The sequence below is a fragment of the Gracilibacillus orientalis genome (assembly GCF_900114645.1).
Classification (GTDB): domain Bacteria; phylum Bacillota; class Bacilli; order Bacillales; family Amphibacillaceae; genus Gracilibacillus; species Gracilibacillus orientalis.
Genome location: NZ_FOTR01000017.1, coordinates 17,012 through 32,877, shown reverse-complemented (window position 1 = coordinate 32,877; position 15,866 = coordinate 17,012). Strand labels below are relative to the sequence as shown.

The window sequence follows — 15,866 nt, the reverse complement described above, 5'->3', positions numbered from 1 at the left end:
TTATTTTTGGAAAGGCATGCCAAGTTTTGTCAAGAGTTCAGAAGCTTCTTCGTCAGAATCAGCTGTTGTTACGATAACAACGTCCATCCCTCTTACTTTGTTTACTTGGTCATAATTAATTTCTGGGAAAATTAATTGTTCTTTTACACCTAAAGTGTAGTTACCACGGCCATCAAATGCTTTATTAGAGATACCACGGAAGTCACGTACACGTGGTAGTGATACATCTATAAGTTTTTGAAGGAAATCATACATACGCTCACCGCGTAATGTTACTTTCGCACCGATTGGCATTCCTTCACGTAAACGGAAGCCTGCGATTGATTTCTTTGCTTTTGTTATTACGGGTTTTTGACCAGTGATTTGTGCCAATTCTTCTACTGCAGCATCAAGTGCCTTAGTGTTTTGCACCGCATCACCAACACCCATATTCACAACAATTTTGTCGACCTTAGGTACTTCCATTACTGAATCATAATTAAATTTCTCAACTAATGAAGAAACAATTTCATCATTGTATTTTTCCTTTAAAGTGTTCATCACGTAAACCTCCTTTCACCGCTAAGACTATTTATCTAAAGATTCACCAGATTTTTTAGCGATTCGAACTTTCTTTCCGTCACGTACTTCATTTCCAACACGAGTTGGTTCGCCAGATTTAGGATCTAGTGGCAACACATTTGATACATGAATCGTTGCTTCTTGATTCAAGATACCACCTTGTGGATTTTCTTGTGAAGGTTTAGCGTGTTTCTTTACAACATTTACACCTTCTACAAGCACACGATCTTTCTTTGGAAATGCAGCTAAAACTGTACCCTGCTTTCCTTTATCTTTACCTGAAATTATTTGTACTTTATCATCTTTTTTGACATGCATGCTATCCGCACCTCCTTACACGGTTTTTCCGTAACGTGCTTATAATACTTCTGGAGCTAGAGATACGATTTTCATGAATTTCGCATCACGCAATTCACGTGCAACTGGTCCAAAAATACGAGTACCTCTTGGACTTTGGTCATCACGAACGACGACTGCTGCATTTTCATCAAATCGAATATAAGAACCATCTTTACGTCTTACTCCGCTCTTAGAACGTACGATTACAGCTCTTACTACCTCACCTTTTTTAACAACGCCTCCTGGTGTTGCTTGTTTCACCGAACAAACAATTACATCACCGATATTCGCTGTTTTGCGGCCAGAACCACCTAATACTTTAATCGTTTGTACCTGACGAGCACCAGAGTTATCTGCTACTTTTAAACGAGATTCTTGTTGGATCATAGTCGTGTACCCTCCCTTCGGAACTTTTCCGAGCGAACTTTAATTAAATAATTACTGCTTCTTCCACAACTTCAACTAGACGGAAACGTTTTGTTTTAGATTGTGGCTTAGTTTCCATGATTTGAACAACATCGCCGATTTTCGCTTGATTGTTTTCATCATGTGTTTTGAGTTTTTTTGAATATCTAACACGTTTGCCATATAAATTGTGGAATTTATACGTCTCAACTACAACAGTGATAGTCTTATCCATTTTGTCAGAGATGACACGTCCGGTATAGACCTTACGATTATTACGCTCACTCATCTGAGGCTAACCTCCTTTAATATCAGTTATTTACGCTTAGCTCTCTTTCGCGAACAACAGTCTTCATACGCGCAATTGACTTGCGTACTTCACGTAGACGTGCTGTGTTTTCCAATTGGCCAGTTGCTAGTTGGAAACGCAAATTGAAAAGCTCTTCTTTTAATGATTTGATCTTTTGTTCAATTTCGGCAGTGGTTAGTTCTCTAATTTCATTAGCCTTCATTGATTTCACCACCAATTTCTTCTCGTTTTACGAATTTCGTTTTGATTGGCAATTTATGAGAAGCAAGTCGAAGTGCTTCACGCGCTACCTCTTCTGATACACCTGCAATCTCAAACATTATCTTACCTGGTTTTACAACTGCTACCCATCCTTCAGGAGCACCTTTACCAGAACCCATACGAACCTCTAGAGGCTTAGCTGTGTAAGGTTTATCTGGGAAAATTTTAATCCAAACTTTACCACCACGCTTCATATAACGAGTCATTGCTATACGAGATGCTTCGATTTGACGGCTAGTAATCCAAGCAGAATCAACAGCTTGAAGGCCGTATTCACCAAATGCTATTGACGTACCGCCCTTAGCATTTCCTTTCATATTACCACGGTGTTGCTTACGATGTTTTACACGTTTTGGCATTAACATAATGCTTTGCCCCCTTCCTTATTTATTGTTTTTCGTTGGAAGGACTTCTCCACGATAAATCCATACTTTTACACCTAGTTTACCGTAAGTTGTGTCTGCTTCTGCAGTACCATAATCGATATCTGCACGTAAAGTATGAAGTGGAACAGTTCCTTCGTTATAGCTTTCCGCTCTCGCCATATCTGCACCGCCAAGACGGCCTGATACTTGTGTACGAATACCTTTCGCACCTGCACGCATTGCGCGTTGGAGCGTTTGTTTTTGTGCACGACGGAATGATACACGGTTTTCTAATTGACGAGCAATGTTTTCAGCCACTAATTTAGCATCTAAATCAGCTTTTTTCACTTCAACGATGTTGATGTGTACTCTCTTACCAGTTAATTGGTTAAGTGATTTACGTAGTGCTTCTACTTCAGAACCACCTTTACCAATTACCATACCTGGCTTAGCAGTAGATACTGATATATTCACACGATTAGCTGCTCTTTCAATCTCGACTTTAGATACAGCACCATCTTTTAAGCGCTCTTCGATATATTCACGAATTTTAATATCTTCATGTAAAAGATCCGCGTAATCTTTACCAGCATACCATTTTGATTCCCAATCACGAATAACTCCGACACGAAGACCAGTTGGATTTATTTTTTGACCCATAGATTATCCCTCCTTTTTCTCAGATAGAACCACTGTGATGTGGCTAGTTCGTTTATTGATTTGTGTCGCACGACCTTGTGCACGTGGGCGGAAACGTTTCAAAGTTACACCTTCGTTTACAAACGCTTCTGACACAACTAAATTATCAGGGTTCATTTCATAATTGTGCTCTGCATTTGCGACCGCAGAGTTTAGTAATTTCTCCACAACTGGTGAAGCACCGCGTTGTGTATGTTTTAATATCGAAATTGCTTCTCCTGCCTCTTTGCCACGGATTAAATCGATCACTAGGCGGACTTTACGAGGAGCAATACGAACTGATTTTGCAACAGCTTTTGCTTGCATTAGGAGTACCTCCTCTCAATTAACGTTTTGTTTTTCTGTCGTCTCCAGCATGCCCTCTATACGTGCGAGATGGAGCGAATTCACCTAATTTGTGTCCAACCATATCTTCTGTTACATATACTGGCACATGCTTGCGACCATCATATACCGCAATCGTATGACCAACAAAGTTAGGGAAAATAGTAGAGCGACGAGACCAAGTCTTCACCACTGTTTTTTTATTATCTTCGTTTAATTTGTCGATCTTTTTCAATAAATGGTCATCTGCGAAAGGTCCTTTTTTTAAGCTACGACCCATGGATAAGCCTCCCTTCGCGATTGTTGGACGGGTACTAATGCCCGTCGTACAACCCCGTTATTTTTTGCGTTTACGTACAATAAATTTATCAGATTGTTTGTTACGCTGACGTGTTTTGTAACCAAGTGTTGGTTTGCCCCAAGGTGACATTGGTGATTTACGTCCGATTGGTGCACGTCCTTCACCACCACCGTGAGGGTGATCATTAGGGTTCATTACAGAACCACGAACTGTTGGACGCTTGCCTTGCCAACGAGAACGACCGGCTTTACCTACACTGATTAATTCATGCTCTAAGTTACCTGCTTGACCTATAGTCGCGCGGCAAGTCGCTAATACTAATCGTACTTCACCTGAAGATAAGCGTACTAGTGCGTATTTACCTTCACGACCTAGAATTTGTGCTTGAGCACCTGCAGATCTAGCTAGTTGAGCACCACGACCTGGTTTTAACTCAATGTTATGAATGATTGTACCTACTGGGATATCTCCAAGTAATAAAGCATTACCTAATTTAATATCTGCTTCTGGGCCAGATACAATTTCTTGACCTACTTGAATTCCTTTTGGTGCAATAATATAACGTTTCTCTCCATCTGCGTAATGGATTAGTGCGATGTTTGCAGAGCGGTTCGGATCGTATTCGATTGTAGCAACTTTGCCTGGTATTCCATCTTTGTCACGTTTGAAATCGATAATACGATACTTACGCTTGTGCCCACCACCTTGATGACGAACTGTTAATTTACCTTGATTATTACGACCACCACGTTTGCTCAATGGGGCAAGTAGTGATTTCTCTGGTTGAACAGCAGTGATTTCTGCAAAATCAGAAACTGACATACCTCTACGACCATTGGTAGATGGTTTATACTTTTTAATCGCCATCTGTTTTCCCTCCTTTTTTATTGAAATTATAACGTTTCAAAGAAATCTAGTTCTTTACTGTCTTCAGATAACTGAACAATCGCTTTTTTACGGTTAGAGCGATATCCGCCATAACGTCCCATACGCTTGAACTTGCCTTTTTTGTTCAATGTATTAACGTTTTCGACTTTAACACTAAAGATTTCTTCTATTGCATCTTTGATTTGTGTTTTGTTCGCTTCTTTACCTACTTCAAACGTATATTTCTTTTCTGCCATTAAGTCTGAAGAGTGTTCTGTAATGATTGGGCGCTTAATAATATCACGAGGATCTTTCATTATGCAAGCACCTCCCCTGCTTTTTCAGCTGCTTCTTTCGTTAAGATCAGCTTGTCATGCGTAAGCAAGTCTAATACATTTACTTCGCTTACTGTTAGTACTTTTACATTTGATAAGTTATTAGCTGACTTCGCTAATACTTCGTCTGTATCTGCTGTAACAATCAATGCTTTTGCATCTACGTTTAATGAGGAAAGCATAGAAACAATCTCTTTTGTTTTTGGAGTTTCGATTGCAATTCCTTCTAATACTACTAAGCTATCTTCTTTTACCTTAGAGGAGAAAGCAGATTTAAGTGCTAATCTACGAACTTTCTTAGGTAGTTTATAGCTATAGCTTCTTGGAGTAGGACCGAATACTGTTCCACCGCCTACCCATTGTGGCGAGCGAATTGAACCTTGACGTGCACGACCTGTTCCTTTTTGGCGCCATGGTTTGCGTCCACCACCACGTACGTCAGAACGGTTTTTCACCGCATGAGTACCTTGACGTAAAGATGCGCGTTGCATTAAAACAGCGTCATGTAGTACATGTTCGTTTGGCTCTATTCCAAATACCGCATCATCGATTTCTACATCACCAACTTGTGATCCGCTTTGATTATATAGTGCTACTTTAGGCATGACATATCCTCCCTTCGAATAATAATTAGTTAGCCTTTACTGCACCCGTAACTTTTACGAATGATTTTTTTGCACCAGGAACGTTACCTTTGATTAATAGAAGATTACGATCTGTGTCTACTTTTACTACTTCTAAATTTTGGATTGTGATTTGTTCTCCACCCATTTGCCCAGGTAGTTTTTTACCTTTAAATACGTGCATTGGATCAATTGGACCCATTGTACCTGGTCTTCTGTGGTAACGAGAACCGTGTGTCATTGGTCCACGTGCTTGGTTATGACGCTTGATAGCACCTTGGAAACCTTTCCCTTTAGAAGTACCTGTTACATCAATTTTGTCTCCTGCTTCAAAAACCTCTACGTTTATCTCTTGACCTAAATCATATTCATCAAGATTTACGTCACGGATTTCACGAACGAAGCGCTTAGGAGTAGTATTTGCTTTTTCAGCATGTCCTTGTTCTGGTTTATTTGTACGATTTTTCTTTTCGTCAGCAAAACCAATTTGGATTGCTTCATAGCCGTCATTTTCTTCTGTGCGCTTTTGCAACACAATGTTTGGGTCAGCTTCGACTACAGTTACAGGGATTAATTCGCCCTCTTCTGAGAATAGCTGAGTCATGCCGATTTTGCGACCTAAGATTCCTTTCGTCATCCGTTACACCTCCTAGATTGTTCAATTTATATTATAGTTTAATTTCAATATCTACACCTGACGGTAAATCAAGACGCATTAACGAATCAACCGTTTTTGGTGTTGGACTTACAATATCAATTAGACGTTTGTGTGTGCGCATTTCGAATTGCTCACGAGCATCTTTGTATTTGTGAGTCGCACGCAAGACTGTGTATATCGATTTTTCCGTTGGTAACGGAATCGGACCTGAAACTCCTGCACCAGATCTTTTTGCAGTATCTACAATTTTATCTGCAGATTGATCTAAAATACGGTGATCATACGCTTTTAAACGAATTCTGATTTTCTCTTTTGCCATTATTTTCCCTCCTTTTCGCCCATTTATATAATAGACTTTCTCCGCGAAAATTCCTCGGCACGCCCGCCATGGCAAAGGGGCCGTGTGTGCCAACAACCTTCCGCATCATCGCCTGTTTTATGACCAACATTGTTTATTATATAGAATTTTGCAGGCGAATGCAACATTTATACGAATTTTTTTTAGATTTTTTCATTTGATCCATTTCATCAGTTAAATCTCAGTTCAAACACAGTGACCATATACTGCGAAGTTATACTTTTTAGATTTCCTTTCTTCCATTCTTTCTATAGGGAGTGCTTGGTCGTTGCTGCGGAAAAATACTCCCTTTCACCTAAGGGCACAGACTTGAACTAACTTGGTAAAGAAAAGCACTTTACCAAGTGGATCTTCAGCATGCGCTGTTCACCCAGGAGTGTCGCATTTTTTCGCAGCTTAGAATAGTGTTCTGTTAAAAAGACAGGAAATCCAAAATTAAAAGTTCCGTGAGTTCTATATTTTCCATAATCAGGACACTAAAATGAGCGGAGGCAGAATACGGAGACTCCTATGGGAACAGCACGGGCCGAAGACCCCGTTTTGTGTTTTCTGAGGAGGCTGAGGCCGTGCCCAATGGCATAGAAGACACTGTGAAAACTTGTTTGAACAGTGTCTTCTATGCCATTGGGTGAAAGCACAGTATTCTGCCGAAGCGTTTGCAAGCACTCATCATCAATCAGAAGGAGAGGAAGCTATACCAAGATGAATTTTCATTATTGCGCAGTTTGTATCTACTCCCCACTACAAAATCTACATATGAAAAAGCAGGTAGCGATTGGCTACCTGCTTTTTGTATATCGTCATAGATTACTCCATGATTTCTGCTACGACACCAGCACCCACTGTACGTCCACCTTCACGGATTGAGAATTTAGTTCCATTCTCGATCGCGATTGGGGAAATAAGTGCTACAGTCATTTCAATGTTATCTCCAGGCATTACCATTTCCACACCTTCTGGTAACTCGATAACACCAGTTACATCAGTTGTACGGAAATAGAATTGTGGACGATAATTTGAGAAGAATGGAGTGTGACGTCCACCTTCGTCTTTAGAAAGTACATAAACTTCTGCACGGAATTTAGTATGTGGAGTAATAGTACCAGGCTTAGCTAGTACTTGACCACGGTTAATGTCTTCACGTGCAACACCACGAAGTAGTGCACCAATGTTGTCACCAGCTTCAGCATAATCTAGAAGCTTACGGAACATTTCAACACCAGTGATAGTTGATTTAGATGCTGATTCAGCAAGACCAATAATTTCAATTTCGTCACCTACTTTTATAACACCACGCTCAACACGTCCTGTTGCAACTGTACCACGACCAGTGATTGAGAATACGTCCTCAACTGGCATCATGAATGGTTTTTCAGTGTCACGGTCTGGACGAGGAATATACTCATCAACAGCTTCCATAAGTTCAAGAATTGCGTTAACGTATTGCTCTTCACCTTCAAGTGCTTGAAGTGCAGAACCTTTGATTACTGGTACATCGTCACCAGGGAAGTCATATTCAGCTAATAGATCACGCACTTCCATTTCAACTAGTTCTAGAAGTTCTTCGTCATCTACCATATCACATTTGTTTAAGAATACAACAATCGCAGGTACACCTACTTGACGAGAAAGTAAGATGTGCTCACGAGTTTGTGGCATTGGACCATCCGCTGCAGATACTACAAGGATAGCACCGTCCATTTGTGCAGCACCAGTGATCATGTTTTTAACATAGTCAGCGTGACCTGGACAGTCAACGTGTGCATAGTGACGGTTATCAGTTTCATACTCAACGTGTGCTGTTGAGATTGTGATTCCACGTTCTTTCTCTTCTGGAGCACCATCGATTTGGTCATACGCGCGAGCTTCCCCGCTACCATATTTGTTGAAAAGAACGTTTGTAATTGCTGCAGTTAAAGTTGTTTTACCATGGTCAACGTGTCCAATTGTACCAATATTAACGTGGTCTTTGGAACGGTCAAATTTTTCTTTAGCCATGTATATTTCCTCCTTTAAATTAAGTAAAAGTTTTTTTTTATTTTGATGTATCTCGGCTTAGACATTTGTAATCTAAGCCTATAATACAAGTTATACTTTAGATTAAGAAAAAAATCAATTATTCACCAGAATTTTTCTTAACAATTTCTTCTGAAATGCTCTTAGGAACTTCTTCGTAGTGATCGAAGTGCATAGTGTAAGTACCACGACCTTGTGTATTAGAACGAAGTGCAGTTGCATAACCAAACATTTCTGAAAGTGGAACAAATGCATTAACTACTTGAGCAGCTCCACGTGCTTCCATTCCTTCTACACGTCCACGACGGGAAGTTACATCACCCATAATGTCACCCATGTATTCTTCTGGGATAACAATTTCAACCTTCATCATAGGTTCAAGAAGTACCGGGCTACATTTGTGTTTCGCTGCTTTAAGTGCCATAGATGCTGCTACTTTAAAGGCTGTTTCGTTAGAGTCAACATCATGATAGCTACCATCATAAAGTGTCGCTTTTACATCGATTAGTGGATAACCCGCTACAACACCATTTTCTAATGATTCTCTAATACCAAATTCAACAGATGGGATGTATTCACGTGGTACAACACCACCAACGATTTTATTCACGAATTCAAAACCTGCACCTTCTTCGTTAGGTTCAAATTTAACCCAAACATGGCCAAATTGACCACGACCACCGGATTGGCGAACGAATTTACCTTCCACTTCCGCAGATCCACGGAATGTTTCGCGGTAAGATACTTGTGGAGCACCAACGTTAGCTTCTACTTTGAACTCACGTTTTAGACGGTCCACAATAATATCAAGGTGTAACTCACCCATACCTGAGATGATCGTTTGACCAGTCTCTTGGTTTGTTTCTGTTTTGAAAGTAGGGTCTTCCTCCGCAAGCTTACCTAATGCAATAGCCATTTTATCCTGATCAGCTTTTGATTTAGGCTCGATTGCTACCGAGATAACTGGATCAGGGAAATCCATTGATTCTAGGATAACTAGACTTTTCTCAGCGCATAATGTATCGCCAGTACTAGTATCTTTCAAACCAACAGCACCCGCAATATCCCCCGCGTAAACTTCAGCGATTTCCTCACGAGAATTTGCGTGCATTTGCAGGATACGTCCTACACGCTCACGTTTATCTTTCGTAGAGTTTTTCACGTATGAACCTGATTTCAATACACCAGAGTACACACGGAAGAATGTAAGTTTACCAACAAATGGGTCTGTCGCTACTTTAAATGCTAAAGCAGAGAACGGCTCTTTATCGTCCGGTTTACGAACTACTTCCTCATCAGTTTGAGGTACATGACCTTCAATTGGAGGAACATCTAATGGTGATGGTAGGTAATCAACAACACCGTCGACTAATAATTGTACACCTTTGTTTTTAAAGGCAGATCCACAGAATACCGGATAGAAATCAACACTTAAAGTTGCTTTACGTATACCAACTCGCAACTCATCGTTAGAAAATTCTTCACCTTCTAAGTATCGCTCCATTAGATCCTCATCTAATTCAGCAACTGCTTCAACTAAATTTGTACGGTATTCTTCGGCTTGTTCTTTGTACTCATCAGGAATAGGTTTTGCTTCTGCACGAGTACCTAGATCATCAAGGTAGTAGTAAGCTTCCATTGTGATTAGATCGATAATTCCTTCGAATTCATCTTCAGCACCAATAGGAAGTTGTACTGGGTGAGCATTAGCTCCTAGTCGATCTCCCATTGTTTTTACTGAATAAAGGAAATCAGCGCCGACTTTATCCATTTTGTTTACAAAAACAACACGTGGTACACCATATGTTGTAGCTTGACGCCACACTGTTTCTGTTTGTGGTTCTACCCCAGACTGTGCATCTAGAACAGCTACCGCACCATCAAGTACACGTAATGAACGTTCAACCTCTACTGTGAAGTCTACGTGTCCAGGTGTATCGATGATGTTGATACGGTGACCTTTCCACTGAGCAGTTGTAGCTGCTGAAGTGATGGTAATACCGCGTTCTTGTTCCTGCTCCATCCAGTCCATTTGAGAAGCACCTTCATGTGTTTCCCCAATTTTGTGAATACGTCCCGTATAGAATAAGATACGTTCTGTTGCGGTTGTTTTACCAGCATCGATGTGTGCCATGATACCGATATTACGTGTTTTCTCCAAGGAGAACTCTCTAGGCATGAATCTTTCTCCTTCCTACATGAAATATTGTTAGTTCGATGATTACCAGCGATAGTGAGCAAAGGCTTTGTTTGCTTCTGCCATTTTGTGCATCTCTTCGCGTTTTTTAACAGATGAACCTGTATTATTAGAAGCATCTAGGATTTCATTCGCTAAACGTTCTTCCATTGTTTTTTCGCCGCGAAGACGAGAATAATTTACAATGTAACGTAAACCTAGTGCTTGACGACGTTCTGGTCTAACCTCTACCGGTACTTGGTAGTTGGAACCACCAACACGACGAGCACGTACCTCAAGTACTGGCATAACGTTTTTCATTGCTTGTTCAAACGCGTCCATAGCGTTTTGTCCACTACGTTCTTGAACTAATTCGAAAGCACGATACAGAATCTTTTGTGCTTTACCTCTTTTTCCATGAATCATAATTTGGTTGATTAAACGTGTAACTAGTTTTGAGTTGTATAACGGATCTGGTAAGACATCACGCTTTGGTACTGGTCCTTTACGTGGCATATCTCCCCCTCCTTTCTATTGTGTTTTTTATATGAAAAGCTTATTTTTTAGGTCTTTTCGCACCGTATTTTGAACGGCCTTGCATACGACCTTCTACACCTGAAGTATCAAGCGCACCACGAACGATGTGATAACGAACACCTGGTAAGTCTTTTACACGACCACCACGAATTAATACAACACTGTGTTCTTGCAGGTTGTGACCAATTCCAGGAATATAAGCTGTAACCTCGATTTGATTTGATAAGCGAACACGTGCATATTTACGAAGGGCAGAGTTCGGTTTCTTTGGTGTTAATGTACCTACACGAGTACATACTCCACGTTTTTGTGGGGCAGATTGGTCAGTCGCAACATTTTTACGACTATTGTACCCTTTATTTAAAGCAGGTGAGTCTGACTTTCTAGACTTAGATACACGACCTTTACGCACTAATTGATTAATAGTTGGCATCTATTTTTCCTCCTCTCTGTTCTTGAGATGTAATACCACACATCCAGGTGGTTCATAATAGAGCAAAAAACAAAGTCTTCGCAAATATTTGCCAAAACTTTATTGCTTGATCACTACTGTTGCCGCACCAACATCTATCCCACAAACTTTCCCGAGCTCTTTCATAGAATCTACATAGGAATAAGGAATATCATGTTCAGATGCAACTCGTGAAACTTTACTAGTAATATGCAAATCAGCATCACTAGCAATAATCACTTCTTTTGCATAACCATTTTTAATGGCTTTTAAGACTTGTTTCGTTCCGACTATCTTTTCAGTATTTACCTGTGCCACTTTTTCATAAGACATCTGCATATCCTCCAAAGTAACAAGGATAACGGAAGCACCTTAAATATACTATCATCACAAAAAATTAATGTCAACTTTTATTTGTAAAAATAGATAATTATTTAAAGTGTTTCTCTCGTACCTTGTTTTCTTTCAAATAAAAAAGTTTAGCGCTTCGGATAGATCGATGTTTTCTCGCAAAGCGGCGTTTTCAATCGATCATTCCTACAACTTTAGATAAAGCAATCAATGTAGATTACCTGCAAAGCAATTCACAGGTAATCTGATTTGATTGTTATTGAATTACTTCTTCCGAGTCTGTTTCTTCAGGTTTCGAAGGGTCAACAGTTAATTTTTCCTCGATGCGACGATAGCGTTGCATACCGGTTCCTGCTGGAACAAGTTTACCAATTATAACATTCTCTTTGAGACCAAGTAATTCATCTCGTTTACCTTTAATCGCTGCATCTGTTAAGACTCTTGTAGTCTCTTGGAAGGAAGCAGCAGATAGGAATGAATCTGTTTCAAGAGATGCTTTGGTAATACCTAGTAGTACTGGACGACCAACTGCTGGTTGACCACCTGTTACTAACGATTGCTTGTTTGCGTCTTTGAACTGGTGTATTTCCAGTAAAGATCCTGGTAACACTTCTGTATCTCCGGAATCAGCAACACGTACTTTTCGAAGCATTTGTCGTACCATTACTTCGACGTGCTTATCGCCGATTTCCACCCCTTGCATGCGGTATACCTTCTGAACTTCTTTTAACAAGTAAGATTGAACACCGTCTATGCCTTGAACTTTTAATAATTCTTTAGGATCAATAGAACCTTCAGTCAGTGCTTGACCTGCTTCTACCGAATCTCCGATAGAAATTTTAAGTCGTGAACCATATGGTGCTGTATATGTTTTGGTTTCTACTGCACCTTGAACAACGATTTCTTGTTTGTCTTTCACTTCTGTTACGTCTTGGACAGTACCGAATATTTCGGAGATAACTGCCTGCCCTTTTGGATGACGCGCTTCGAATATCTCTTGAATACGCGGTAAACCTTGTGTAATATCGCTTCCGGCAACCCCACCAGTGTGGAATGTACGCATTGTTAACTGTGTACCAGGTTCACCGATAGACTGAGCGGCAATAATACCTACAGCTTCACCCACTTCTACTTCCTCACCAGTAGCTAAGTTACGACCATAACAATTTTTACACGCACCATGTTTTGTATTACATGTGAAGACGCTTCGGATTATTACTTCCTCGATTCCTGTTTCTACGATTTCTTTCGCTGCATCTTCAGAAATGACTTCGTTTTTCGCAACGATTACTTCGTTTGTTTCAGGATGCTTCACATTTTGGAACGCTGTTCTACCGATCAGACGATCAATAAGTGGTTCGATCATTTCTGTACCTTCTTTGATAGCAGATACTGTTAAACCACGATCTGTTCCACAATCCTCTTCACGTATAATCACATCTTGCGCAACATCAACAAGACGTCTTGTTAAATAACCAGAGTCTGCTGTCTTAAGGGCTGTATCGGCAAGACCTTTACGAGCACCGTGTGTAGAAATAAAGTATTCTAGAACTGTTAAACCTTCACGGAAACTTGATTTGATCGGTAATTCGATAATTCGACCAGCCGGGTTTGCCATTAATCCACGCATACCTGCTAGCTGTGTAAAGTTAGATGCGTTACCACGTGCACCTGAATCACTCATCATAAAGATAGGGTTACTTGGATCCAAGGTTTTCATTAACTTCTCTTGAATCGTATCTTTTGCTTGTGACCATACAGCAATAACACGGTCATAACGTTCCTCATCAGTAATTAAACCTCTACGGAATTGCTTTGATACTTTATCTACTTTATCTTGAGATTCTGTCAATATTGCTTCTTTCTCGGCAAGTACGACAATATCTGATACACCTACTGTGATACCAGCTTTTGTAGAATAAGCAAAACCTAAGTCTTTCATACGGTCCAACATTTTTGAAGTTTCACTGATCTTGAACTTCTTGAATACTTCGGCAATGATATCACCAAGAATTCCTTTTTTGAATGGTGGAATAATATCTCGTTCGGCAATTTCTTCTTTAATATTGGCTCCGGGCTCAACAAAATACTTATCTGGTGTTTCAATTTCTAAGTTTTGTTGTGTTGGTTCATTCATATATGGGAATGATTCTGGGAGCATATCGTTAAAGATTAGCTTACCAACGGTTGTAATCATTAATTTATTCTGTTGTTCATCAGTAAATGTTTCTTTATTAAGTGAAAGTGGTTGAATCGCAACACGTGTGTGTAAATGTACAAAACCACTTTGATATGCCATTAACGCCTCGTTTAAGTCTTTAAACACCATACCTTCACCAATAGCATCCTTGCGTTCCATGGTTACGTAATAGTTACCAAGTACCATATCCTGTGATGGTGTAACAACTGGTTTACCATCTTTTGGATTTAGAATGTTTTGTGCCGCAAGCATTAAAATTCGCGCTTCTGCTTGTGCTTCTGCTGATAAAGGAACGTGTACCGCCATTTGGTCACCGTCGAAGTCTGCGTTATATGCAGTACAAACCAGTGGGTGCAAGCGAATAGCGCGACCTTCTACAAGCGTTGGCTCAAATGCTTGAATACCTAAACGGTGTAAAGTTGGTGCACGGTTTAACAGTACAGGGTGCTCTTTAATGACATCTTCTAAAACATCCCATACTTCTTCATGCAATCTCTCAATTTTACGTTTTGCTGATTTAATGTTGTGAGCTAATCCACGGTCTACTAATTCTTTCATAATAAACGGTTTGAATAACTCAACAGCCATTTCTTTTGGCAGACCACATTGATACATTTTCAAGTGTGGACCTACGACAATTACAGAACGACCGGAATAGTCAACACGTTTACCTAGTAAGTTTTGACGGAAACGACCTTGCTTCCCTTTTAACATATGAGACAATGATTTTAACGGACGGTTACCTGGACCAGTTACAGGGCGTCCACGGCGTCCATTATCAATCAATGCATCTACTGCTTCCTGAAGCATACGTTTTTCGTTTTGAACGATAATACTAGGTGCTCCAAGATCAAGCAGGCGTTTCAAACGATTGTTACGGTTGATTACACGGCGATATAAGTCGTTTAAGTCAGAAGTTGCGAAACGTCCACCATCTAATTGCACCATCGGTCTTAATTCAGGTGGAATGATTGGTAGAACCTCCATAATCATCCAGCTTGGTTCATTTCCAGAGTTACGGAATGCTTCTATGACTTCTAAACGTTTGATTGCACGTGTTCTACGTTGACCGTGTGCAGATTTTAATTCTTCACGTAACAATTCTACTTCTTTATCAAGATCAATGTCTTGCAAGATTTTTTTGATTGCCTCAGCGCCCATTGCAGCTTTGAAGGAATTACCATATTTATCACGATAAGCACGGTATTCTTTTTCAGATAGTAATTGTTTTTTCTCTAACGCTGTATCGCCAGAGTCCGTCACAATATATGCTGCGAAGTAAATAACTTCTTCCAGAGCTCTAGGTGACATATCTAATACTAGCCCCATTCGACTTGGTATACCTTTGAAGTACCAGATATGTGAAACAGGTGCCGCTAATTCAATATGACCCATACGTTCACGGCGAACTTTTGCTTTTGTTACTTCTACACCACAACGGTCACAAACAACACCTTTGTACCTCACACGCTTATACTTTCCACAATGGCACTCCCAGTCTTTCTGTGGGCCGAAAATACGTTCACAAAACAAACCATCTTTCTCTGGCTTTAATGTACGGTAGTTAATAGTTTCAGGCTTTTTCACTTCACCAAATGACCAAGAACGAATTTTATTTGGTGATGCTAATCCGATTTTCATAAATTCAAAATTATTTACATCTAACAAGGGTAAACCTCCCTTTTAGTCTTTGGGTTTTCGTTCACTCTAAGCTTTATAGACAATTCAC

20 protein-coding genes are annotated in these 15,866 nt (G+C 40.1%); all 20 read right to left on the bottom strand.

The window, feature by feature from the left end; translation table 11 throughout:
* The 20 genes from rplE to rpoC all read right to left on the bottom strand — a co-directional run bounded on the left by rplE (position 1) and on the right by rpoC (position 15,805).
* On the bottom strand, positions 1 to 540 hold the full coding sequence (gene rplE, locus BM121_RS20035) for a 50S ribosomal protein L5 (protein ID WP_091486105.1): 540 nt from the start codon (positions 538 to 540) through the stop codon (positions 1 to 3).
* A 27-nt stretch (positions 541 to 567) separates the two neighbouring features.
* Positions 568 to 879 (bottom strand): 50S ribosomal protein L24, encoded by a 312-nt coding sequence (rplX, locus tag BM121_RS20030; RefSeq protein WP_091486100.1) that lies wholly within the window; start codon positions 877 to 879, stop codon positions 568 to 570.
* A gap of 39 nt (positions 880 to 918) precedes the next feature.
* The gene (rplN, locus tag BM121_RS20025) at positions 919 to 1,287 is read right to left on the bottom strand and encodes a 50S ribosomal protein L14 (RefSeq protein WP_091486098.1); all 369 of its coding nucleotides are present in this window, start codon (positions 1,285 to 1,287) and stop codon (positions 919 to 921) included.
* A gap of 43 nt (positions 1,288 to 1,330) precedes the next feature.
* On the bottom strand, positions 1,331 to 1,594 hold the full coding sequence (gene rpsQ, locus BM121_RS20020; protein WP_091486095.1) for a 30S ribosomal protein S17: 264 nt from the start codon (positions 1,592 to 1,594) through the stop codon (positions 1,331 to 1,333).
* 22 nt (positions 1,595 to 1,616) lie between these two features.
* Positions 1,617 to 1,817, bottom strand: a complete 201-nt coding sequence (gene rpmC, locus BM121_RS20015) for a 50S ribosomal protein L29 (RefSeq protein ID WP_018934219.1) — start codon at positions 1,815 to 1,817, stop codon at positions 1,617 to 1,619.
* Complete coding sequence (rplP, locus tag BM121_RS20010; protein WP_091486092.1) at positions 1,807 to 2,241, bottom strand: 50S ribosomal protein L16; 435 nt, start codon at positions 2,239 to 2,241, stop codon at positions 1,807 to 1,809. The genes rpmC and rplP overlap by 11 nt, the downstream gene beginning before the upstream one ends.
* Before the next feature lie 18 nt (positions 2,242 to 2,259).
* Positions 2,260 to 2,901, bottom strand: coding sequence for a 30S ribosomal protein S3 (rpsC, locus tag BM121_RS20005; protein ID WP_091486090.1), 642 nt, complete (start codon positions 2,899 to 2,901; stop codon positions 2,260 to 2,262).
* A gap of 3 nt (positions 2,902 to 2,904) precedes the next feature.
* On the bottom strand, positions 2,905 to 3,246 hold the full coding sequence (gene rplV, locus BM121_RS20000) for a 50S ribosomal protein L22 (protein WP_091486087.1): 342 nt from the start codon (positions 3,244 to 3,246) through the stop codon (positions 2,905 to 2,907).
* Positions 3,247 to 3,265: 19 nt separating this feature from the next.
* Positions 3,266 to 3,544, bottom strand: coding sequence for a 30S ribosomal protein S19 (gene rpsS / locus BM121_RS19995; RefSeq protein WP_091486083.1), 279 nt, complete (start codon positions 3,542 to 3,544; stop codon positions 3,266 to 3,268).
* Positions 3,545 to 3,601: 57 nt separating this feature from the next.
* Positions 3,602 to 4,432 carry a 50S ribosomal protein L2 gene (gene rplB, locus BM121_RS19990; protein ID WP_091486080.1) on the bottom strand — a complete coding sequence of 277 codons (831 nt, stop codon included), beginning with the start codon at positions 4,430 to 4,432 and terminating at the stop codon, positions 3,602 to 3,604.
* Between the two features lie 26 nt (positions 4,433 to 4,458).
* Positions 4,459 to 4,749: a 50S ribosomal protein L23 gene (gene rplW / locus BM121_RS19985; RefSeq protein WP_091486077.1), complete on the bottom strand. Its 291-nt coding sequence runs from the start codon at positions 4,747 to 4,749 to the stop codon at positions 4,459 to 4,461.
* Positions 4,749 to 5,372 (bottom strand): 50S ribosomal protein L4, encoded by a 624-nt coding sequence (rplD, locus tag BM121_RS19980; RefSeq protein WP_091486074.1) that lies wholly within the window; start codon positions 5,370 to 5,372, stop codon positions 4,749 to 4,751. Before rplD ends, rplW begins: the two co-directional genes overlap by 1 nt.
* 25 nt (positions 5,373 to 5,397) lie before the next feature.
* Entirely contained in the window at positions 5,398 to 6,027 is a 630-nt protein-coding gene (gene rplC, locus BM121_RS19975; RefSeq protein WP_091486071.1) for a 50S ribosomal protein L3, read from the bottom strand.
* Positions 6,028 to 6,058: 31 nt separating this feature from the next.
* Entirely contained in the window at positions 6,059 to 6,367 is a 309-nt protein-coding gene (gene rpsJ / locus BM121_RS19970) for a 30S ribosomal protein S10 (RefSeq protein WP_091486069.1), read from the bottom strand.
* A gap of 846 nt (positions 6,368 to 7,213) precedes the next feature.
* Positions 7,214 to 8,404, bottom strand: coding sequence for an elongation factor Tu (gene tuf / locus BM121_RS19965; protein ID WP_091486066.1), 1,191 nt, complete (start codon positions 8,402 to 8,404; stop codon positions 7,214 to 7,216).
* A 118-nt stretch (positions 8,405 to 8,522) separates the two neighbouring features.
* The gene (gene fusA / locus BM121_RS19960; RefSeq protein ID WP_091486063.1) at positions 8,523 to 10,601 is read right to left on the bottom strand and encodes an elongation factor G; all 2,079 of its coding nucleotides are present in this window, start codon (positions 10,599 to 10,601) and stop codon (positions 8,523 to 8,525) included.
* 42 nt (positions 10,602 to 10,643) lie between these two features.
* The gene (rpsG, locus tag BM121_RS19955; protein ID WP_091486060.1) at positions 10,644 to 11,114 is read right to left on the bottom strand and encodes a 30S ribosomal protein S7; all 471 of its coding nucleotides are present in this window, start codon (positions 11,112 to 11,114) and stop codon (positions 10,644 to 10,646) included.
* A gap of 40 nt (positions 11,115 to 11,154) precedes the next feature.
* Positions 11,155 to 11,568 carry a 30S ribosomal protein S12 gene (gene rpsL / locus BM121_RS19950; protein WP_091486057.1) on the bottom strand — a complete coding sequence of 138 codons (414 nt, stop codon included), beginning with the start codon at positions 11,566 to 11,568 and terminating at the stop codon, positions 11,155 to 11,157.
* A 99-nt stretch (positions 11,569 to 11,667) separates the two neighbouring features.
* Positions 11,668 to 11,919 (bottom strand): ribosomal L7Ae/L30e/S12e/Gadd45 family protein, encoded by a 252-nt coding sequence (locus tag BM121_RS19945; RefSeq protein WP_091486055.1) that lies wholly within the window; start codon positions 11,917 to 11,919, stop codon positions 11,668 to 11,670.
* 274 nt (positions 11,920 to 12,193) lie between these two features.
* On the bottom strand, positions 12,194 to 15,805 hold the full coding sequence (gene rpoC / locus BM121_RS19940) for a DNA-directed RNA polymerase subunit beta' (protein WP_091486052.1): 3,612 nt from the start codon (positions 15,803 to 15,805) through the stop codon (positions 12,194 to 12,196).
* Between the last annotated feature and the right edge of the window lie 61 nt (positions 15,806 to 15,866).